Genomic DNA, 19,898 nt, shown 5'->3' on the forward strand with positions numbered 1-19,898 from the left:
ATCAACAGCAGTGGTGAGTATAACACCTATCGACCGAATAGTCAGTTGACAAAAATGTAGAAGAACTTATTTAATTGATATTAATCGACAGACTCGTCAGTTGATAATTTCATCAAAAGTCCCTAAATCAGATGCACACAGCAAAAAAAATTATCATTGGTGGTGGAATTGGCGGTGCAGCAACAGCAGTAGCTTTACACCGCGCTGGCTTGGATTTCAGAGTTTATGAGCGATCGCTACAATTACGCGAGGTTGGGGCTGGGATTGCGCTTTGGGCAAACGCAACGCATATTTTGAAGAATTTAGGTTTACTCGATGATGCGATTCAAGTTGGCTGTCTCACCACAAATTATCAATTCAACTCGCAACGCGGTAAAGAGTTAGTCAACATTGCTGTAAACAGTTTTGAGTTACCTGTTATAGGAATTCATCGCGCTGAATTACATCAGTTACTATGGCGGAATGTTCCGCGCGAGAAGTTCATTTTAGGAGAAACCTTTGAGCGATTTGAACGTATTGGAAATCAAGTTTGTGCTTACTTTAAGTCGGGTTTGAGCGTTACCGGAGATGGTTTGATTGGTGCGGATGGTTTGCGATCGCGCGTACGAGCATTACTCTTAGGCGATCAACCACCAACGTACCGCAACTTTAAAACGTGGCGTGGTTTGACTGATTACATTCCGAGTAGATATCGCCCTGGCTACGTTCAGGAGTTTTTAGGGCGTGGTCAAGGTTTTGGCTTTATGATGTTGGGCAAGGAGAAAATGTACTGGTACGCCGCAGCTTGCGCCCCAGAAGCCCAACCAGATGCGGCGATCGGGCGCAAAAAAGAATTAGAAATGATGTATCAGGATTGGCTTCCATCAATTCCTGAATTGATTGCTGCCACAGAAGAAGCTAACATTTTGACAGCAGATCTTTACGATCGCGCCCCAATTCAACTGTGGAGTCAGCAAAATATAACGTTACTTGGTGATGCTGCTCATCCCATGCTACCAACAATAGGACAAGGAGCTTGTACTGCTTTAGAGGATGCCTATGTCATTGCCAAATGCTTACAAGCATCAGATCCAATAACTGCTTTCCAGCATTACGAATCTTTGCGATTTGGGCGAACTAAGGCGATCGTTTTGCAGTCTTTGCGATCAAGCAAAATGGGTGAATTAACACACCCTTTAGCCGTAGGACTTCGCAATACCTTCATGAAAGTCATGAGTTCGCCAATTAGTAACAGTTTCAGGTCACTTCATGCTTATAGAGCTTAGATAGTATCAGAAACACTCAATTGCTTATGTAACCTACGTTTACGTGCATAGAGTTGAATAATAATGCCAAAGGTTAAAACAGCAATTACTGTTCCCCAAGCTGTAACACTCGTGGGTAAGTTATTTTTGAAAATTGCAAGTAATACCACTAATCCAAGCAAGATAGAATAAGCCTGCAAACCATGCTACAAAGCCAAGGATGTGGCACGACTTAAACCAAAGGTATGCCATAAAGCTTTCAAGATCATTAAGAGAACCAGTCCCTATAGTATGGACAGTACTTCGACTAATAACCTTTTAGAAATTTAACGAACGATTTCATAATGTTCTACCTTTGGAAACGGGTCATAGAAATGATGCAATAGAGAACGCCACTGTTGATACTCTGGCGATTGTCGAAATCCAACTATATGATCTTCTAACGTCTGCCAGCGTACAAGTAACATATATCTATTCGTAGTTTCTAAGCAACGTTGCAGTTCATGTGAACTGTATCCAGGCATAGAAGCAATGATGGTTGAAGCAGTTTTGAAAGCAGTTTCAAATTCAGCAGCTAAACCAGGCTTAATGTCGAGAATTGCAACTTCTAGAATCACAGATTTAAAGTTATAACTCAGTATTGACTACGACTGCTCTTAAAGTACTACCATTACTAATAAACTTCAGCTGTTTGCTACAACCAAGTAATGTTAACCTGCTTCGTCACTGAGCTTCCTAATAATATGCCTAGCAAGCTGCTCTTTAATTTCTCGGTGTCTAGGCACAGGTTGAGAAACCTTTGTTTTTGGGTTTTGATACCAATCATGTTTGCTACCGTGACGGATGAAAACACAACCCATTTCCTCAAGCTTCTTAATTAAGTCTCTGCGCTTCACAGCACCTCAAGTTCTGCAACCTTACGAACATTTGGAATAGTTCCACTTGTTAACTCATTGTAAATATCGAGCAGATTGTCTCTTAATTCCTCTTCTGTCTCGCCTTGAGTCCAATAGTCAGGATATTCTTCGAGAAAGCCTAACCACATATCATCATCTTGCCAATAAATATACTTCTGTTTCATCTGCCACCTCTTTTTGAACTAAGAAGTAAGTTGGAGTGTGAATCTGTTGTCAGAATGTGCTTAATTAAATGTTCTTAAGTCTGGGTAGGTATCTTGCCTACCCTACATTTAGCATTTGATCTGATGAACTTACTTAAATTGTTTGAGTGTCAAAAAGTAACTGCTGTTACTTGACATATGATAGATACATTTACCTGACAGAAAATGCCTCGCTAAAGCGCCGCGTGACTGGTTCTAGTAAGAATGTTAAGACCGATTTACGACGCGTAACGATTTCACCCGTTGCAGCCATACCAGGAGTTAACTGCACTTCTTGACCGCGAACTTGCAATGAATTTTTCTCTAACTTGAGTCGCGTAGGAAATACCAAGCCGAGCTTCTCGTCATTCACTGCATTCGGACTAACGCTAATCACTTCAGCGTTAATTGTACCGAATTCTTGGAAAGGAAAAGTTGCTAATTTGACTTTTGCCCGCATTCCCTCGCGAATAAAGCCAATATCGCGATTAAGAACTCGAACTTCTAGTAATAATTCTTCACCATCTGGTAAAATTGACAGCAATTCTTCTCCAGGTTGTACGGGTCCACTCGTTGCTTTAACGCTATAAATTGTCCCAGACACTGGAGCCGTGATCACTTCTTGCTCGCGCTGTTTCTTGGCTTGAACTAATTGACCTTGAACGGTTGCTTGTTCTTCGCGCCGTCTGTTAAGTTGCGTTAGAATTTCGCTTTGGCGTTCTGATGCCAAACTCGCTGCTTGATCGCGTGCAGCTTGATACGCTTGTTCAGCTTGGCGGACTTGTTGTGCTTGGGCTGTAATTTCTTTTTCTATTGATACAACGCGATCTTGTGCTTCGGTAATGCGCGATCGCGCGTTGGTAATTCCGTCTTCAGCGTTAGTCACACCCGCTTGCGCTTGCAAAACAGCATTTTGCGCCTCGATGTAATCAAGTCGGGGTGTAGCACCGTCTTCTAGAAGTGTACGCAGGCTAGCTTCGCGTTTTTCAGCGTTTGCTAACAAACTTTTAGCTTTTTCTGTAATACTTTGAGCATTAACGAGGTTTTGCTCAGCGTTGGCTAAAGTTGCTCTCGCGTTGACAAGGTTATCCTGTAGGCGACTCCAGCGTACTCGCGCTTCGTTAATCACCGCTGCTTGACGATTTGCCTCGGCTATTGCTGCTGCTTGACGTGCTTCAAAGTTTTGCATTCGAGAACTTAGTAACTGATCTTGAAGATCGGTTCCTGATGCTGCTGCGCCTGTACGTTCTGCTTCTAAACGTTTGAGATCTTCACTAATCAATTGCGCCGATCGCGTTAAGCGATCAACTTCAGCTTGAGGTAAGTCAGAGTTACGTTCAACAAGCACATCGCCTTGGTTAACGCGATCGCCTTCTCGTACTCGTACCGCTAATATTGATCCTTCCCCTAGCGCGCGCACAGGTCTTACTTGAGCAGAAGCAATTAATTCTCCAGGCGCGATCGCAACTTCATCAATCTTACTAAAATGCGCCCAACCAATTGCACCAAACACTACTAAACTAATGCTTCCTGCCAAAAGTCTTGTATATAGAGGTGGTAATTCTTGAACTGCTTTACCTAACTCGTACGAGAGAAACTCGTCGGGATTTGCAAACTGCTGTTTCACCTGCCGTGATTGTGCAGGCGAGGAAGCTAATGTTGGACGTTTTACTCTTTGCTGCGTTGTATCCATCGGCAACTGATGGTGCACTACCTAATGATGTTTAACTTATTTAGCGAAGACTCTTCACAATTTTGCTATATCTAAAATAAGGCTTAACTGATTTAACTTCTAATCAGATTCAGCTGTTAGTTACTAATTATACCAGAAAACTCGTATTACCACTTATTTTATTTTGTCTGTAAACTTATGATACTACAACTGCTGCGTTTTCTCATTCATACAATTCAACCGTTTTTAGTACCGATTTGCTTTGTTTGTGCTTGGGCATTTATGAGTGCGATCGCCTGGAGTTTGTGGACTGCTGTCCGTGACGGTGTTAATACTAGCAAACGTCTTCATCAAATACCGTGTAGTCATTGTCAATATTTTACAGGTGACTATCGCTTAAAATGCACCGTTCGACCGAGTATTGCTAATACTGAAGCCGCAATTGATTGTCTCGACTATCAACCAAAAACTAACCCTTTACTATACTAAGTAACATCTGACCGCATCAACCTGTATAAAGTTTCCTCAATGCTCGTACAAAAACTTAACAACTGTCCTGAATTTCTGGCTGGAGATAGCACGCATTTACGCGAATTATTGCATCCAGATAAACAAGCGATCGCCTTACGCTACAGTCTAGCTCATGCTACTTTACCTGTAGGAGAAACTTCACAACCTCATTCTTTAAAAACATCTGAAGTTTACTACATTCTCAGTGGAAAAGGCGAAATGCACATCGACGATGAAACGCAAATCGTCGAACCTGGTGATGCCGTTTACATTCCACCGAATGCCAAGCAGTTTATTTCTAGTTGTGGTGATGAACCATTAGTTTTTATTTGTATTGTCGATCCAGCATGGCGCAAAGAAGATGAAACTGTTTATTAAAAAGCGCCTGCTACACAATCTGTTAATTTTATCACTCGGACTTTGTTGGCTGTATGGCATTCCAACTTATGCAGCATATACGTTTTATCCAGTCAAATTTTCTTCGTTAACTCTATCAAGAGAAAATCTTGCTTCCTCGCCTCAAATTATTTCTAACCTGCAAGATCTTCTACCGCACCTAGCTAAAGCAAATGTAGTTTATTTAGGCGAAACGCACAATAACCTACAGCACCATCAAATGCAGTTGGAAATCATTCAATCGCTGCACAAGCAGCAACCTAAAATTGCGATCGCCCTCGAAATGTTCCAACGCCCTTATCAACAATTTCTCGATCAATACATTGCCGGAAAACTGACAGAACAAGAACTTTTAGAAAAAACCGAATATAACCAACGTTGGGGCTTTCCTTGGGAAAATTATGCCCCGATTCTTCGCTATGCTAAAGCAAATAAATTACCAGTCTTAGCCTTAAATACTCCTTCGGAAGTTACGCGCCAAGTCGCCCGCGAAGGATTAGCGAGTCTAACACCCCAACAAAGACAATTCATTCCGCCCGTTACAGAGATTCGCACAGACAACGCTGAGTATCGTCAAATGATTCTTGACGCCTTCGAGCAACATCAACAAGCTGGACACGGTTCAAGTTCAAATTTTGAAAACTTCTTCCTTGCTCAAGTTTTGTGGGATGAAACAATGGCAGAAAAAATTACGCTGTTTCACCAATCTCAACCTAATTATCAAATCGTTGTCTTAGCAGGACAAGGACACATTATTTACGGTCATGGTATTCCTAGTCGTGTGGCGCGTCGCGTACACAAACTCACTCAACACTCGGTACTGCTAAGTCCCCCAGAAGAACAGATAAATTCAAATCATCGCATCGCAGATTTTGTGATTAAGCGTGATAAATAGAGAAGTATTCTTCTTGAAAGAAGAGAAGTTTTATATTAGTATATTCTTCATAATGGGGATTTTTCTATTTTCTTCAGATTATTATAGGTGGTAATTATAACTACCAAATAATATTACCAGATAGAGCGACAATTTTCAACTCAAAAGTAGATAGTTACTGTTGCGCCGAGTTATAAATTATCAATACGATTCATTCAAAACTTCATTGTGCAATCTTCTGCATATAAGGTCGAAAAACTGGCACTAATTCTGCATGGCTGACAACTAAAGTAGGAAAAGAGCGATCGCCATAATCTTTACCAGGTAGTAGCGGAAACAAAGGTTGCGAATGCAGCGATACCCAAGCGCCACCAGCCGCTTTAACGATAACCCAAGCCCCAGCAAGATCCCACACTTTAGGCGTTGCTTCAACTGCGCCTAGCGTCGTTCCGGCGGCGACGGTAAGGAAATTATAGCTAGCGACGCCAAGCATCCGAATTTTACAAGGGAAACCTGGCTGAATCACCGAAGTACTGCGCGCGCATAAGCTAAAAAAGTGGTTAGAACCAGGAGCATCGTTACTGCTGTGGATCGGACTATGATTTAAAAAAGCCCCAGACGGCATTTTTAGTTGAGATTCTCCTGGAAAAAAGCCATGAAAAACTTGATTAAGTGGTGGTAGATAGATGCAGCCAAAAACAGGAGTTCCTTGGTAGAGTAGACCTAACGAAATTGCCCATAGTGGAATTCCTCTGGTAAAATTCGTCGTACCATCGAGAGGATCGATAACCCAACACCACTCGCTACCAGGAAAAGTTTGATCGCCCTCTTCACTTAAAATCCCGTGTTCGGGGAAATGAGTTGCGATCGCCTCGCGTAAAGCTTGATCTGCCCATTTATCCGATTGCGTCACCAAACTGCCATCCGCTTTTTGTGACGCTTGTACGTGTCCAAAATCTTTGAGAAGTTGCGTTCCAACCTGTTGGGTTGTCGTTTGCGCAAAGTCAAGAATTGATGTCCAAAAATCTTTATTCAATCTAATTCATTCTCCAGTATCGAGGCGATCGCGTTTTTAGCGTTTGAACGAAATTCTGCCACATCAACGCGGTTGAGAAACCAAATTGCCAAAAGCATTCCAAATGCTTGCACTGTAAATACTAAGCCGTAAGCCAGAACGCGATCGCTAAATATTTGCCTGCCAATATCGAGGACTGCACCACCCGTAACAGTTGCTACCGCCCGTGCGATCGCTTGTGCTAATCCCCACGCACCGATAAAAGTTCCGGCGGTTTCTGCTGCGGTTAAGTCGAGCATCAAACTAATTGCGCCTGTTGTCGTGACGCCAGAAGCTAAACCAAATAATAATAAAGCTCCTTGCAACATCTGTGGATTCGCACTAAAACCCGATAGTACAACTAATGATAACGAGAGCGCAACTGTCAAACAGCCTAAGAGCGCAGTTTTTTGCTTGCCAATACGCGGTACAACCAAAAATCCTGTACTGCTAATACCTAAAAGCGTTCCCGTTCCCCAAAACGCGTTTAACCGCGTCGTGTCTGAAACGCACATCCCAAAGACTTCACCGCCATAAGGTTCCATCACCGCTTCTTGCATAAATAAGCTAATCGTCATGACGAGCAAAAACGTGAAAAATAAACCTGTTTGACGGCTAGCGGTTAATACTTTTAAAGCTTGAGAAAGCGTAATTTTGTCTTCGCGGTTAGCGATCGTCGAACGCGATGTGTAACGCGAATATTTCTTTTCTACACCAAAAGTTGAGAACACTGCCAACCCAAACACAACCGCAGGTAGCAGAATAAACAAGCGGTTAATCGAATTTTGGAGCAACGCTAGACTTTGCGGATTGCTATAGATCGAGTTCACAACTGCGTCTTGGCAAGTTGTAGGCGCAGGAAGTAATCTCCCACTGACGATCGCACCAATCACGATCCCTACCATTAACATCGACCATACAATACCAACAAGTTTAGAGCGATTGTCTTCATCCGAAACGTCTACAAGCAGTGCAGCGAAAGGAGTCGAACTCGAACTCAGTGCTAACCCGTACAGCGCAAAAATTCCTCCTAGCAGTGCAATCAAGCTGTAAGTTGTCAATGTCCAACCTTGCGAGTGAACGCTGTTTCCTAACAGCCATGTGACTTGTACGGCTAAAAAGGACGCGATCGCAAATAACGCTGCGCCAATCCACACATAACCAGTACGGTGCGTTCCGCCAATCGTTTTCGCATCCGACAACTGACCAAACCATAATCTTGCAGGTGCTACAAATTGATGCATAGCAATTGTCCCTGCTACCAAAGTCGCCGGAATCGCTAATTCTTTAATCATGATCCGGTTGAGTACTCCCAGCGTCAGGATCGACATAATGCCTAATCCCATCTGAAATAAGCCCAGTCGGAACATTGTGAGAAGATTAATCTTCGGAGGAATCTGCTTCAACGAAGCCTTGTTTGCCATAATGACTTAAACCGGAATTAGATTTTAGATGCTCAAAAGCGATCGCATCACTACTTCATTTTCAAATACAAACCTTACGCAAAACGCGACTGAAATTATCATTTTGACTGGTCGTACCTACCCAATCCACAACGATACACTAGAAGAATATAAAGAAGTGTAAAGAAGTGGTAGTCATAAGTGGAAACAATTAGATTAGGACAAGACGGTCCCGCAGTTACACCTTTGTGTATTGGTACGTGGGCTTGGGGCGACAAACTTTTCTGGAATTACGGTAGCGACTACGATGCAACTCAACTACGCGAAGCATTCAACGCTGCTGTAGAAGCAGGAACTACGTTCTTTGATACTGCCGAAATTTACGGATTTGGGCAGTCTGAAGAATTTTTAGCACAGTTCATGCAGCAGACAACGCAACCCGTCCAAATTGCAACTAAATTTGGTCCTTTCCCTTGGCGATTTACAGGTCAATCTGTATCGGATGCGTTAACCGATAGTTTAAAACGCCTGCAATTAAAAAAAGTACCACTTTATCAAGTTCATTGGCCTTTTACCTTTTTACTCAGTCAAGAAACCTTGATGAACACCTTAGCCGATGAAGTGCAACGCGGCAGAATTGAAGCAATCGGTGTCAGCAACTATTCCGCCGAACAAATGCGCGAAGCCCATAATTTATTAGCTAAGCGCGGCGTGCGTTTGGCGGTAAATCAAGTGCGTTACTCGCTGATTACGCGGCAAATTGAAACGAATGGTATCCTCGATACAGCACGCGAATTGGGCGTGACAATTTTGGCTTATAGCCCATTAGCACAGGGCTTACTAACAGGTAAATACTCAGCCGACAATTCTGAAACTCCTACTGGTGCGCGGCGAATTGATCCCCGTTTTAGCAAGGATGGTTTGCGGAAAATAGAACCGTTGTTATCTTTACTGCGAGAAATCGGTGCAAAATGCGATCGCACGCCTGCGCAAGTCGCACTCAACTGGTTAATCGCTCAAGGTAATGTTATCCCCATTGCTGGTGCAAAAACAGCCGCACAAGTCAAACAAAATGCTGGTGCTTTAGGCTGGAAACTGAGTGAAGACGAATTCACACAACTAGATTTAGCAAGTCGTTCTTGGCGATGAGCCGAGTAGTATAGGGAAAGCAGTCGTCTTTCCCTACAGACTCTCTAACGATGAAACTTTTAACTGATTGGGGCTTCACGCGTGTAGGATGGCGTAACAACCAACGAGGTGAATATTGGGTACTCGCCCAAGCTTTTTTGATATTGAGCTTTTTTGTGTTACCTGTTTACCAACCTGCCATAATTAACAAATCTAGTAATTTAATATACTTCGTATGGGCTGTAGCCTTTGGATTAGGATTAGTTGCTACTATTTTTCTTCTTAAAGGCTTGTGGGATCTAGGTAGTAATCTGACTCCGCTACCATACCCTAAAAACGACGGACAATTAGTGCAAACTGGCGTTTATCGTATCGTGCGCCATCCACTCTACAGTGGTGTCATCTTAGCTGCACTAAGTTGGACTGTGTTCGCACTCAGTTTGTCGCACTTAGTAGGAAGTGCAATTTTATTTGCTTTTTTTGATGCTAAGGCTAGAAAAGAAGAAGCCTGGCTAACCCAGAAGTATCCAGATTATCCAGACTATTGTCAACGCGTTAAAAAGCTAATTCCTGGAATTTATTAGAATTTAGCTATTTTTCGATACAGATTGCGATCGCGCTGAGCGCAAAATCGGTTTCGGTGTCGATGGTTTATCGGGTTCGATTATTGCAGCTTCTGACTGCATCCAAGCGGGACGAGTCGAATCATACGCCATCTGTAATGCAGCAGCAGCGATCGCGTGGACGTCGTATTCGTTGCTTAAATCGCGCACAATGGGTAAGAACGAAGCTAAACGTTCTCCTGATAGAACCTCTTGTACTTGACCTTGCAGCTTTTCTAAATGACGTGCTTCAATCTGCGCTCGCGTTGGAATAGAAATGACTTTCCAACTTTGACGAACGTGACGCTCAATCAATTGCTGTTTGCGTCGTTCAAACGGTTGTACCAACGAAATCGCGGTTCCTTCTTTACCTGCACGCCCAGTTCGCCCGATGCGGTGGACATACGTTTCGACACTATCGGGTAAGTCGTAGTTGATGACGTGCGTCAAATCTTCGACATCTAAACCACGCGCCGCGATATCAGTCGCAATCACCCAGCGTACTTGCTTGTTCCGGAAGCGCATTAACAGTCTTTCACGCGCTTGCTGCGTTAAATCGCCGTGATATTCGTCTACGCTGTAACCTGCTGCTTGTAACTGATTTGTCAGTTCAGCCGCCGTTTTTCGAGTGCGCACAAAGATCAAAGCAGATTCGGGATCTTCCAGCGCCAAAATCGGTTGTAAGGCGCGTGCTTTTGTCCAATGGCGGGGAACTAAGTACGCAACTTGATTGATGCGTGTTGGTGCTGCTTTTGGCTGTTCGACTGTCACCGTTACGGGCGATCGCAAAAACTTTGTCACTAATTGACGAATCGACGGTGGCATTGTGGCAGAGAATAAAGCTGTTTGCCGTTCGCTTGGTGCAGTCTGTAAAATTTTCTCTACATCATCAATAAAGCCCATGCTGAGCATTTCATCGGCTTCGTCTAACACCATCCAATTAATTTGATTTAGCTGCAAGCTACCGCGATCGATCAAATCAATCACCCGCCCTGGCGTACCGACAACAATTTGCACGCCACGCTTGAGTTGTAGCATTTGTCGGTCAATCGATTGTCCGCCATAAATTGCTACTACACGGATATTTTGCTCGCCGATAAAGCTAGAAATCGCTTCTTTTACCTGTACCGCTAACTCGCGTGTGGGTGTCAAAATTAAAGCTTGCACCGATCTTTGATTTGGGTCAATGCGCTCTAAAATTGGCAATGAAAATGCGGCTGTTTTTCCGGTACCAGTTTGCGATTGTCCGACAACATCGCGCCCTGCAAGTAAGTGAGGAATTGCTTGCGCTTGAATATTTGTCGCTGCTGTAAATCCAATTTTTTCTAAATGTTGAATACGTGCTTCTGAAAGACCCAAGCTTTCAAAGGAAAAATTCATCTAATCTCCTAATATGTACTGTGTTTCACTTGCAATCAACGCGCCATTAACTAGTTGTTAACGACATGACCATAAAGGTCGTAAATATCGGCATCGGTAATCTTGACTGGTACCAGAGAACCTAGCCGCGCTGCACCCTGAACGTAAACTAAACCATCAACTTCCGGAGAAAATCGGGCAGAACGTCCCACGAGTTCTCCAGTTTCTGGATTTTCTTGCTCGATCAGCACTTCTACGACTTTGCCGACTTCTTGTTGATTCTTACGCAACGAAATCGGTTGCTGAATTTCCATCACCGCATCGCGTCGCGCTTCCATAACTTCTTGCGGTAACTGATTTGGCAAACTGTACGCCGGAGTTCCTTCCTCTGGAGAGAATGTAAATACTCCAACATGGTCAAATTCATGACGCTGAACAAATTGCAGTAGATGCTCAAAGTGTTCTTTTGTCTCTCCAGGAAATCCAACGATAAACGTTGTTCGTAGCACCGCCTGCGGAATTGCTTGCTTGATGCGTTCGATAATCCCGTCGTTGACGCGCCCTTGCCAAGGACGATTCATCGCGCGCAGAACTTCTGGATGCGAGTGCTGTAACGGTAAGTCTAAATAAGGTAGAACATTGGGCGTTGCTTGAATTGCCTCAATGACTTTTGGTGTCAGTCCTGTAGGATAGGCGTAGTGCATCCGAATCCAGGGAATACCGACTTTCCCTAATGCTTGCAGCAGTTCGGCTAATCGCGGTTCTCCGTAAACATCGACACCGTAATTTGTCGTAATTTGCGAAATGAGGATAATTTCCTGGACGCCTTGCGCTGCAAGTTGTTTGGCTTCTGCCACAATCGATTCAATCGAGCGCGATCGCTGATTTCCTCGCAGATGTGGAATAATGCAAAACGCACAGCGATAATCACATCCTTCCGCAACACGGAGATAGGCGACACCTTCAGTCGTTGTTCGATAGCGTGGTGTTGTCTCATCCGCAATATACGTTGGTTCAGCAGTCACTTCTTGAACGCGTTCTCCTGCCTCAACCCGATGAATTACATTAACAATTTTGTGATAGTCTCCTGTTCCTACCACTGCTACTGCTTCGGGCAACTCTTCTAAGAGTTCCTGCTGAAAGTGTTGCGCCATACAGCCCGCGATTACGATCTTTTTTCCCGCGTCTGCTAGTTCTACCAAAGTTCGTACAGATTCTTCCCGCGCCGCTTGAATAAAGCTACAGGTATTAACGATGACATAATCTGCTAGTTCTTCATTTGTATCTACACCATAGCCGGCTTGAACTAAAAGCCCTAGCATGTGTTCCGTATCGATTCGGTTTTTCTCGCAGCCCAAATGAGAAATCGCAATTGTTGGCTTATCACCCATACAGTAAGTCGCTTGTGTTTTGCAGTCGAAATTATCGCCAGCGGATTTTACTGCTTTACAAACACAGGTCGTCAGCTTACTCCACCAGCGCTAACAATGGATATTAATGCCGTTTCGTTGCTGGGCTTAGAGGATAAAACTGGATTTCGTTTAAATTTCTTAATTTTAAACTTAGAGAAATACCAATTGTTAAACTGGTATTAAGCTACCCTACTTTGCCCTATGCAGTGTTGTTGTAGGAACAATAGTTGTACCTAGCTTGATGTTGGAGTGGCAAACTCCGTTGCACCTGGTTTATATCTTAACATATCTTATGAATACTGTGCTGCTAACTCCAGCAAAGGATAAATTATGTCATCGCTGCGTGTACGATTTAAGTTGCTTATTTTAACCGCGCTGAAGCTGAAGCGTCTGTAGTGGAGAAAAAGTGGACTTAAAGCAGCTATTTAAAACTCCCAACCCAATTATCGGCGTAGTTCATTTACTACCGTTGCCCACCGCACCAGGTTGGGGTAATAACCTTAAAGCCGTGATTGACCGTGCCGAACAAGAGGCAACAGCGCTGGCGAGTGGCGGCGTTGATGGTATTATCGTTGAAAATTTTTTTGACGCGCCATTTACAAAAAATCAAGTCGATCCAGCGGTAGTCAGTGCGATGACCGTAGTCATTCAGCGGCTAATGCAGTTAGTTACGATTCCGCTTGGGGTGAATGTCCTGCGGAACGACGCGCATAGCGCCTTAGCGATCGCCACCGTTGTCAAAGCCCAATTCATTCGCGTCAACGTTCTCACGGGCGTGATGGCAACAGATCAAGGATTAATCGAAGGGCAAGCGCACCAATTATTGCGCTATCGTCGCGAAATTGGCAGCGATGTCCGAATTTTTGCGGATGTACTTGTCAAACACGCACGACCGTTGAGTTCGCCAAATCTGACTGTGGCTGTACAAGATACGATCGAGCGGGGTTTAGCCGATGCCGTCATTTTGTCAGGTTGGGCAACAGGTAGCCCACCCGATTTACAAGATTTAGAACTTGCCAAAGCAGCAGCTTACGATACGCCAGTTCTGATTGGCAGCGGTGCGAACTGGGAAAATATTTCGACATTAATGCAAGCCGCAGACGGTGTGATCGTCTCCTCATCGCTGAAACGGCACGGTCGCCGCGAGCAAACAATCGATCCGATTCGCGTTAGCCAATTTGTCGAAGCTGCACGCAGTAGCAAGCTGCAAACTATAAAAGTGGGCGATCCGATGGGGATCAAAGATCAAGAATCGGGGGTGCGGAGTTAGTCATCGTTTGCCATAGAATGCTACCTTGAACTTGTCAAAATAAAACTTAGGCAATAAAAAAGTCTTAAGTATTGACATATTGCCATTAGCCACTAGTCACTAGCCATGAGTCGCCGACGATCTACTCCTTGGATACATCGATGGTCACGTCCGCTAATCGCAGCGATCGCGTTGCTAGGCGCACTGACTACCGCATACTTAACGATCGTAAAGTTTACCCAAAGTTCCACTGCTTGTCCTGCGGGAAACTGCGATCTCGTTCTTTCTAGCCCTTATGCCACAGTTTTTGGCTTACCGTTAGCTTTGTTTGGTTTCTTAGCTTACGCCAGCATGAGCGCGTTTGCTTTGGCACCTTTGGCAATCAACCCAGGACGCAAAAAAGAACTGCGTTCGCAAGTAGAAAATTGGACTTGGTTGCTACTGCTGGCTGGTGCGATCGCCATGACCGTCTTCAGTGGTTACTTGATGTATTTGCTCTTTTCGCAAATTCAAGCGACTTGTATTTACTGTATTGCCTCAGCGATCTTCTCAGTTAGCCTTTTAGTCCTCACGATTATTGGTCGGGCGTGGGACGATATCGGGCAAATTTTCTTTACCGCGATCGTTGTCGGTATGATTACCCTCATTGGGACTCTCGGTATCTACGCGGGAGTCAATCAACCAACCGCAACAACACCAGGACAAACCAGTACAAGTTTAAGCCCAACAACAGCGCCAACGCCTGGTGTGGGTTGGCAAATTACAACGACTTCTGGAGAAGCTGAAATAGCTTTAGCACGTCACCTAAATCAGATTGGTGCGAGAGAATTTGTCGCTTGGTGGTGTCCGCATTGCCACGAACAAAAGCAGTTGTTTGGACAACAAGCCTACGCCGAAATTAATCACATCGAGTGTGCTGCGGATGGTCAAAACGCGCGTCCCGATCTTTGTCAAGCCGCAGGTATTCAAAGCTTCCCAACCTGGGAAATCAATGGTCAGTTGTATCCTGGTTTAAGGTCTTTAGAAGAGTTAGCAGAACTTTCCGGCTACACAGGTCCACGCAATTTTCAGTACTCTCCCTCGTAAGAGTCAGGGGTCGGGGATCAGGGAAATTTTTATGCTTAAAAGCAAGGAAAATAGATAGTTACAGACGTTGAGAAATCAATTATTTTCTTTGCTGAGGCAATAGCCAATAACCTCTGACCTTTGATCCCTACAAAAAATTGTTGCTATTGAATAATTCCTAACCTTCCTTGGGCAATCTAGCAGTAGGGAAGGTTGGGCATCGTCAAGCATGGGTATAATTGGAGACGGTAGTAAAGGAACGAAAAAACGATTATTTAGAGGACAATTACGCACACGCAATCGTCGGCGAGTATGGCTAACCGCGCTCAGCGTTACTAGTTGTATCCTGTTATTACGTTACTTTGGGGTTATCCAATCTTTAGAGTGGGCAGCCCTCGATCAATTTTTTCGTCTACGCCCACCTGAACCTACAGACGAACGAATTGCGATCGTTGCCATTGAAGAAGCTGATCTGCAATCTATCGGAAAGTGGCCCTTACCGGATACTATCATTGCGCAGCTATTGCAGCAATTACACCGTTACCAACCCCGCGTTATTGGTTTAGATCTTTACCGAGACTTACCTGTAGAACCTGGACACGAACAACTGCAACAAACCTACAAATCGCTTCCCAACTTAATCGGCATTGAAAAACTTGAAGATGAGTATAGTGCAGCGGTGTTACCCCCACTGATTTTGAATCAACAAGGTCGTGTAGGTTTCAATAACGTGATTCTTGATGCGGATGGAAAAGTACGCCGTAGTTTATTGTATTGGACAGCAGACGATAAAACGCATGAAAGTTTTGCGCTCAAACTCGCTTTAAGCTATTTGGCATCGCAAGGAATTGCTCCTCAACCAGCACAAAATCCCGACTATCTACGACTTGGAAAAAGTGTGTTTCCTTGCTTCAAACGCAATGACGGTGGTTACGCGCACGCTGATGATGGTGGTTATCAGATCATCTCTAATTTTCGCCACCCGCAAGCAAGCTTTCGTACGGTATCGCTTACAGATGTCTTAACGAATAAAGTACCAGCCGAGTGGTTTCGCGATCGCATCGTCTTGATCGGTTCTACTGCACCCAGTCTCAAAGACTTTTTCTTCACTCCTTACAGCAGCAGTTTCCTCACCCCAGCAGCACAACCCATCGCGGGTGTAGAACTCCATGCTAATTTTATCAGCCAAATTCTCGATGCGGCACTTATTGGACGTCCAGTGATTCAAGTTTGGTCAAAATTGACTGAAAGCTTGTGGATTTTTGCGTGGACTTTTGTTGGTGCGTCGCTGAGTTGGCGTTTGCGTAAACCAACTCAGTTTATTGTGAGTCTTGCGATCGCCACTGCGCTACTTGTTGGTAGTACATACATCGCTTTTACTGCTGGTTGGTGGCTACCTGTTGTTCCGCCACTCTTGGGTATTGCTGGCTGTGCGGTAGCGATCGCCAGCCACATCGCCTATCAACAAGAAGGGCTACAGCGATCAAAAGAATTTTTGCAGGAAGTGATTAATACAATTCCCGATCCTGTTTTTGTCAAAAACCAACAGCATCAGTGGATCGTTTTAAACGATGCATTTTGTCAATTTATTGGCTATCCACTGGAGGAATTACTCGAAAAGTCAGACTATCAATTTCTCCCGCAACATCAAGCCGATATTTCTTGGCAACAGGATGATATTGTTTTCGTCAGTGGCAATGCGATCGAAAACGAAGAGGAACTAACCGATTCTAGAGGTATAACTCATCTTGTTGCGACTAAAAAATCACTGCACAAAGACGCGGCGGGTAATTTATTTTTAGTGGGAGTGATGCGCGACATTACAGAACGTAAGCGAATTGAAGAGGAACTCAAGCGCACCGCTGCTGAACTTTTGCGATCAAACACTGAATTACAACATTCGCAAGACCGTTTGCGTTATCTTGCTTATCACGACTCACTCACAGGTTTACCCAACCGCAAGTTATTTTACGACCACCTCAATCAGTCGCTTGCCTGGGCAGAAAATAATAAATTATCACTAGCGTTGTTGTTTATCGACTTGGATGGGTTCAAGCAAGTCAATGATACTCTTGGACACGATAGCGGCGATCGCCTACTGGTGACAGTTGCACAACGATTAACACTTTGTTTGCGTGGTAGCGACATTGTGTCTCGACTTGGCGGCGACGAATTTACGGTTATTCTTCCAGGAATCGCCAAAGCCGACGATGCTGCTACTGTTGCAGAAAAAATTTTAACAATGCTTTCGCAAGAATTTCATCTTAACGGACACACCATATGTATTACTGCCAGCATCGGCATTAGCATTTATCCAAACAATGGGACAGCCCAAGAAACGATAGTAAAACAAGCTGACTTGGCAATGTACCAAGCTAAGCGACTTGGTAAAAATTGCTACCAGTTTGCTGAGGTTGTCCCTTTGCACTAAAAGCCCTGCGACTGAAGTCGCGGCTATGCAATCAAGGTGTGCCTGCGCACACTAGACTATAAAGTTTTTAGTGGCAGGTTGATTCGCACCCGCCTTGTGCATCTAATTTATTTATAACCAACGTCAATAGAGTCAAGACATGATATAGCAGTCGAAGGAATAGCTAGGACATCGAACACGCTAAGTTGATAGTTGACAGTTGACAAAGTCTTCCCACACTCTCTTCACTGTCAACTGATCTCTGACCCCTGACCTCTGACCTCTAACCCCTGCTATGAGTGTCTTCTAGTGAATTTACTGATGACACGCCAGGCTTTTCTAAGCTTGTGTAAATTAACTATGTGCGTTACGTAAATGTACGGAACAAGACAAAGGAATATGAAATACTGAAATATATAGCGCTCCAGCAGCATCTATGGCAATTTATTTCAAACTTACAACTATTGTCACTTTTGTTGTCGGGGTACAACTGTTTAACCTCATAGAAACACAGAAACTAATAAGTATTCTTTTTAACACAAATGTTACTGAATATCGTATTGCTGATGTGACGATTGTCTTAGCTGCTGATTTGGAATCGCCAGCGACTAACGGCAACACAAATTCAACTTCTCGTTTTATTCCGCCGCGAAAAGGTGCGCCTAAAAGTACTCAAGGTTCTGGTACTAGGTAGCTGTTAAAGAAGTAAAATTTACTCTTCCACTCTTTCAGATTGCCACCACTGATGCTGTTGTACTAAGGTGTGAACTTGCCAATTAGGGTCGGTTTGAGGGTAATCTATACGATAGTGTCCGCCACGGCTTTCGGTACGAAAAGACGCACTTTTGAGAATAAGATAAGCGACATCAAGTAAGTTCCGCGTTTCTCCCCATAAGCGCAACTGTTGTTCAGCAAAAGGTGAATCGACGGTAACTGTCTGTGCTGCGGGTAAATGAAGTACAAACTGACTCAAAGGTAAAGCTGCAAGTTCGTTTTGCCAAACGACAACCTGCGCGATCGCCTCTTCTAATTTACTTGCTTCGCGACAAATCCCCGCACCTTGCCATACTAAACGCGGTAATTCCTGACGCCACGTTGTTAATTTTTGTTGTTGAGTTAACCAATCATCTTCAGACAATGGAATATCAATACTCGACAGAATGTAGCTATCATCCTTGCTCAAAGGAACTAATTCATCATTCAAATGCGCCATCTGCGCGCCGAAAACAATACACTCTAGCAAGGAGTTACTCGCTAAACGATTCGCGCCGTGTACTCCGGTACTTGCGGTTTCACCGACTGCATACAATCCAGGAATTGAAGTGTGGTTATCTAAATCTGTAACGATTCCACCCATCCAATAATGCGCCGCCGGAGCCACCGGAACAGGTTCAGAAAACACATCAATTCCCCAGCGCTGGCACACTTGAATAATATTAGGAAAACGATGCAGAATAGTCTCTTTTGGGATTGGACGTAAATCTAACCAAACATGAGCCGTTGCCGGATCAGACGCAGTACGCTGTAAATGATTGAAAATTGCACGACTTACCACATCTCTAGGTGCTAATTCTCCCGCAGGATGGTAGTCAAACGCAAAGCGGTGTCCTTGATCGTCAATTAAGTGCGCGCCTTCTCCGCGTACAGCTTCGCTAATCAAAAAGCGTGGCGCGCCAGCTTTTGTTAAAGCCGTAGGATGAAATTGCACAAATTCTAAGTCTCGCAGTAAAGCACCCGCCCGCCAAGCGATCGCTACTCCATCACCAGTACTAATCGCCGGATTTGTTGTTTGCGCGAAAACTTGTCCCCCACCGCCTGTAGCGAGAACAACGGCTTTCGCTTTTACCCAAGTAATACGATCTTGATAAAGTAAGCAAATTCCTTGACAGCGTTGCTGCGCATCGAGCCACAAATTTAAGGCATAAGCTTGCTGGATAACTTGGATGTTTTGGCGTTGTAGAACTTGAGCCGTGAGAGTTGTTGTCACTTCTCTACCCGTCGTATCCGCAGCATGAAGTACGCGACGGCGAGAATGCGCGGCTTCTAATGTTAAAGCTAGTTCGCGATCGCGGCGATCGAATGCAACTCCCAGTTTGACGAGCGATTGGATGCAACTCGGTGCCATTTTTGCCATAAATTCTACGGAGGCGCGATCGCACAATCCTGCACCTGCGTGCAAAGTATCTTCGATATGAAGTAACGGCGAATCATCCGGCGCGATCGCCGCCGCGATTCCCCCCTGCGCCCAATCACTCGCCGACAGCGATACCGTATCTTTGGTAATTAAGCCAACTTGCAGATTTTCTGGCAAACATAGCGTGGTGTAAAGTCCCGCAGCACCAGCACCAACAACAATGACATCAAATTGAGTTTGGAGATTGATTTGAGACAAGGCAATAACTGGTAGAGATCAGAGGTCAG

19 protein-coding genes are annotated in these 19,898 nt (G+C 44.4%); 10 read left to right on the forward strand and 9 right to left on the reverse strand.

The window, feature by feature from the left end; genetic code table 11:
* Nucleotides 1-131: 131 nt before the first annotated feature.
* A complete protein-coding gene (locus GLO7428_RS18865) occupies nt 132-1,265 on the forward strand; it encodes an FAD-dependent monooxygenase (RefSeq protein WP_015190171.1) in 1,134 nt (377 codons plus the stop codon).
* Between the two features lie 305 nt (nt 1,266-1,570).
* Here the strand turns inward: GLO7428_RS18865 and GLO7428_RS18870 are convergent, their stop codons facing one another.
* The 4 genes from GLO7428_RS18870 to GLO7428_RS18885 form a co-directional block, all read right to left on the reverse strand.
* Nucleotides 1,571-1,861, reverse strand: a complete 291-nt coding sequence (locus GLO7428_RS18870; protein WP_015190172.1) for an antibiotic biosynthesis monooxygenase — start codon at nt 1,859-1,861, stop codon at nt 1,571-1,573.
* A 93-nt stretch (nt 1,862-1,954) separates the two neighbouring features.
* The gene (locus GLO7428_RS18875; RefSeq protein ID WP_015190173.1) at nt 1,955-2,140 is read right to left on the reverse strand and encodes a type II toxin-antitoxin system HicA family toxin; all 186 of its coding nucleotides are present in this window, start codon (nt 2,138-2,140) and stop codon (nt 1,955-1,957) included.
* Complete coding sequence (locus GLO7428_RS18880) at nt 2,137-2,325, reverse strand: type II toxin-antitoxin system HicB family antitoxin (RefSeq protein ID WP_015190174.1); 189 nt, start codon at nt 2,323-2,325, stop codon at nt 2,137-2,139. The genes GLO7428_RS18875 and GLO7428_RS18880 overlap by 4 nt, the downstream gene beginning before the upstream one ends.
* 190 nt (nt 2,326-2,515) lie before the next feature.
* Nucleotides 2,516-4,036 (reverse strand): HlyD family efflux transporter periplasmic adaptor subunit, encoded by a 1,521-nt coding sequence (locus GLO7428_RS18885; protein ID WP_015190175.1) that lies wholly within the window; start codon nt 4,034-4,036, stop codon nt 2,516-2,518.
* A gap of 177 nt (nt 4,037-4,213) precedes the next feature.
* On the opposite strand from GLO7428_RS18885, the gene GLO7428_RS18890 reads away from it, so the two are divergent.
* The 3 genes from GLO7428_RS18890 to GLO7428_RS18900 are packed head-to-tail and all read left to right on the forward strand — an operon-like array spanning nt 4,214 to nt 5,816.
* Nucleotides 4,214-4,504 (forward strand): hypothetical protein, encoded by a 291-nt coding sequence (locus GLO7428_RS18890; protein ID WP_015190176.1) that lies wholly within the window; start codon nt 4,214-4,216, stop codon nt 4,502-4,504.
* 39 nt (nt 4,505-4,543) lie between these two features.
* Nucleotides 4,544-4,903: a cupin domain-containing protein gene (locus tag GLO7428_RS18895; protein WP_015190177.1), complete on the forward strand. Its 360-nt coding sequence runs from the start codon at nt 4,544-4,546 to the stop codon at nt 4,901-4,903.
* Nucleotides 4,887-5,816 (forward strand): ChaN family lipoprotein, encoded by a 930-nt coding sequence (locus GLO7428_RS18900; protein ID WP_015190178.1) that lies wholly within the window; start codon nt 4,887-4,889, stop codon nt 5,814-5,816. Before GLO7428_RS18895 ends, GLO7428_RS18900 begins: the two co-directional genes overlap by 17 nt.
* 202 nt (nt 5,817-6,018) lie before the next feature.
* Here the strand turns inward: GLO7428_RS18900 and GLO7428_RS18905 are convergent, their stop codons facing one another.
* Together GLO7428_RS18905 and GLO7428_RS18910 are read right to left on the reverse strand one after the other, a co-directional pair.
* Nucleotides 6,019-6,831, reverse strand: a complete 813-nt coding sequence (locus GLO7428_RS18905) for an inositol monophosphatase family protein (protein ID WP_015190179.1) — start codon at nt 6,829-6,831, stop codon at nt 6,019-6,021.
* On the reverse strand, nt 6,828-8,273 hold the full coding sequence (locus GLO7428_RS18910; protein WP_015190180.1) for a BCD family MFS transporter: 1,446 nt from the start codon (nt 8,271-8,273) through the stop codon (nt 6,828-6,830). Before GLO7428_RS18910 ends, GLO7428_RS18905 begins: the two co-directional genes overlap by 4 nt.
* A 180-nt stretch (nt 8,274-8,453) precedes the next feature.
* On the opposite strand from GLO7428_RS18910, the gene GLO7428_RS18915 reads away from it, so the two are divergent.
* Together GLO7428_RS18915 and GLO7428_RS18920 are read left to right on the forward strand one after the other, a co-directional pair.
* Nucleotides 8,454-9,401: an aldo/keto reductase gene (locus tag GLO7428_RS18915; protein ID WP_015190182.1), complete on the forward strand. Its 948-nt coding sequence runs from the start codon at nt 8,454-8,456 to the stop codon at nt 9,399-9,401.
* Between the two features lie 50 nt (nt 9,402-9,451).
* Entirely contained in the window at nt 9,452-9,964 is a 513-nt protein-coding gene (locus GLO7428_RS18920) for an isoprenylcysteine carboxylmethyltransferase family protein (protein WP_015190183.1), read from the forward strand.
* A gap of 3 nt (nt 9,965-9,967) precedes the next feature.
* Here GLO7428_RS18920 and GLO7428_RS18925 read toward each other — a convergent pair whose 3' ends face one another.
* Both GLO7428_RS18925 and rimO read right to left on the reverse strand, forming a co-directional pair.
* On the reverse strand, nt 9,968-11,362 hold the full coding sequence (locus GLO7428_RS18925) for a DEAD/DEAH box helicase (protein ID WP_015190184.1): 1,395 nt from the start codon (nt 11,360-11,362) through the stop codon (nt 9,968-9,970).
* A 50-nt stretch (nt 11,363-11,412) separates the two neighbouring features.
* Nucleotides 11,413-12,732: a 30S ribosomal protein S12 methylthiotransferase RimO gene (gene rimO / locus GLO7428_RS18930; RefSeq protein WP_015190185.1), complete on the reverse strand. Its 1,320-nt coding sequence runs from the start codon at nt 12,730-12,732 to the stop codon at nt 11,413-11,415.
* A gap of 427 nt (nt 12,733-13,159) precedes the next feature.
* Here rimO and btpA point away from each other — a divergent pair, with 427 nt between their 5' ends.
* From btpA to GLO7428_RS18955, 4 genes are all read left to right on the forward strand, one after another.
* Nucleotides 13,160-14,023, forward strand: a complete 864-nt coding sequence (btpA, locus tag GLO7428_RS18940; RefSeq protein ID WP_015190186.1) for a photosystem I biogenesis protein BtpA — start codon at nt 13,160-13,162, stop codon at nt 14,021-14,023.
* A gap of 105 nt (nt 14,024-14,128) precedes the next feature.
* Nucleotides 14,129-15,088: a vitamin K epoxide reductase family protein gene (locus GLO7428_RS18945; RefSeq protein ID WP_015190187.1), complete on the forward strand. Its 960-nt coding sequence runs from the start codon at nt 14,129-14,131 to the stop codon at nt 15,086-15,088.
* Between the two features lie 208 nt (nt 15,089-15,296).
* A complete protein-coding gene (locus tag GLO7428_RS18950; protein WP_015190188.1) occupies nt 15,297-17,498 on the forward strand; it encodes a CHASE2 domain-containing protein in 2,202 nt (733 codons plus the stop codon).
* A gap of 415 nt (nt 17,499-17,913) precedes the next feature.
* Nucleotides 17,914-18,171, forward strand: a complete 258-nt coding sequence (locus GLO7428_RS18955; protein ID WP_015190189.1) for a hypothetical protein — start codon at nt 17,914-17,916, stop codon at nt 18,169-18,171.
* A gap of 18 nt (nt 18,172-18,189) precedes the next feature.
* Here the strand turns inward: GLO7428_RS18955 and nadB are convergent, their stop codons facing one another.
* Nucleotides 18,190-19,869 (reverse strand): L-aspartate oxidase, encoded by a 1,680-nt coding sequence (gene nadB, locus GLO7428_RS18960; protein WP_015190190.1) that lies wholly within the window; start codon nt 19,867-19,869, stop codon nt 18,190-18,192.
* Between the last annotated feature and the right edge of the window lie 29 nt (nt 19,870-19,898).

It is taken from the genome of Gloeocapsa sp. PCC 7428, from assembly GCF_000317555.1.
Classification (GTDB): Bacteria; Cyanobacteriota; Cyanobacteriia; order Cyanobacteriales; family Chroococcidiopsidaceae; genus Chroogloeocystis.

Excerpts from the sequence above, each read along its gene's own strand:
- GLO7428_RS18900 (WP_015190178.1), top strand. The coding sequence starts at position 4,887 with ATGAAACTGTTTATTAAAAAGCGCCTGCTACACAATCTGTTAATTTTA.
- GLO7428_RS18910 (WP_015190180.1), bottom strand. The coding sequence starts at position 8,273 with ATGGCAAACAAGGCTTCGTTGAAGCAGATTCCTCCGAAGATTAATCTT.
- rimO (WP_015190185.1), bottom strand. The coding sequence starts at position 12,732 with ATGGGTGATAAGCCAACAATTGCGATTTCTCATTTGGGCTGCGAGAAA.
- GLO7428_RS18955 (WP_015190189.1), top strand. The coding sequence starts at position 17,914 with ATGGCAATTTATTTCAAACTTACAACTATTGTCACTTTTGTTGTCGGG.
- GLO7428_RS18865 (WP_015190171.1), top strand. The coding sequence starts at position 132 with ATGCACACAGCAAAAAAAATTATCATTGGTGGTGGAATTGGCGGTGCA.
- GLO7428_RS18890 (WP_015190176.1), top strand. The coding sequence starts at position 4,214 with ATGATACTACAACTGCTGCGTTTTCTCATTCATACAATTCAACCGTTT.
- GLO7428_RS18950 (WP_015190188.1), top strand. The coding sequence starts at position 15,297 with ATGGGTATAATTGGAGACGGTAGTAAAGGAACGAAAAAACGATTATTT.
- GLO7428_RS18925 (WP_015190184.1), bottom strand. The coding sequence starts at position 11,362 with ATGAATTTTTCCTTTGAAAGCTTGGGTCTTTCAGAAGCACGTATTCAA.
- GLO7428_RS18895 (WP_015190177.1), top strand. The coding sequence starts at position 4,544 with ATGCTCGTACAAAAACTTAACAACTGTCCTGAATTTCTGGCTGGAGAT.
- GLO7428_RS18880 (WP_015190174.1), bottom strand. The coding sequence starts at position 2,325 with ATGAAACAGAAGTATATTTATTGGCAAGATGATGATATGTGGTTAGGC.
- GLO7428_RS18885 (WP_015190175.1), bottom strand. The coding sequence starts at position 4,036 with ATGGATACAACGCAGCAAAGAGTAAAACGTCCAACATTAGCTTCCTCG.
- GLO7428_RS18945 (WP_015190187.1), top strand. The coding sequence starts at position 14,129 with ATGAGTCGCCGACGATCTACTCCTTGGATACATCGATGGTCACGTCCG.
- GLO7428_RS18920 (WP_015190183.1), top strand. The coding sequence starts at position 9,452 with ATGAAACTTTTAACTGATTGGGGCTTCACGCGTGTAGGATGGCGTAAC.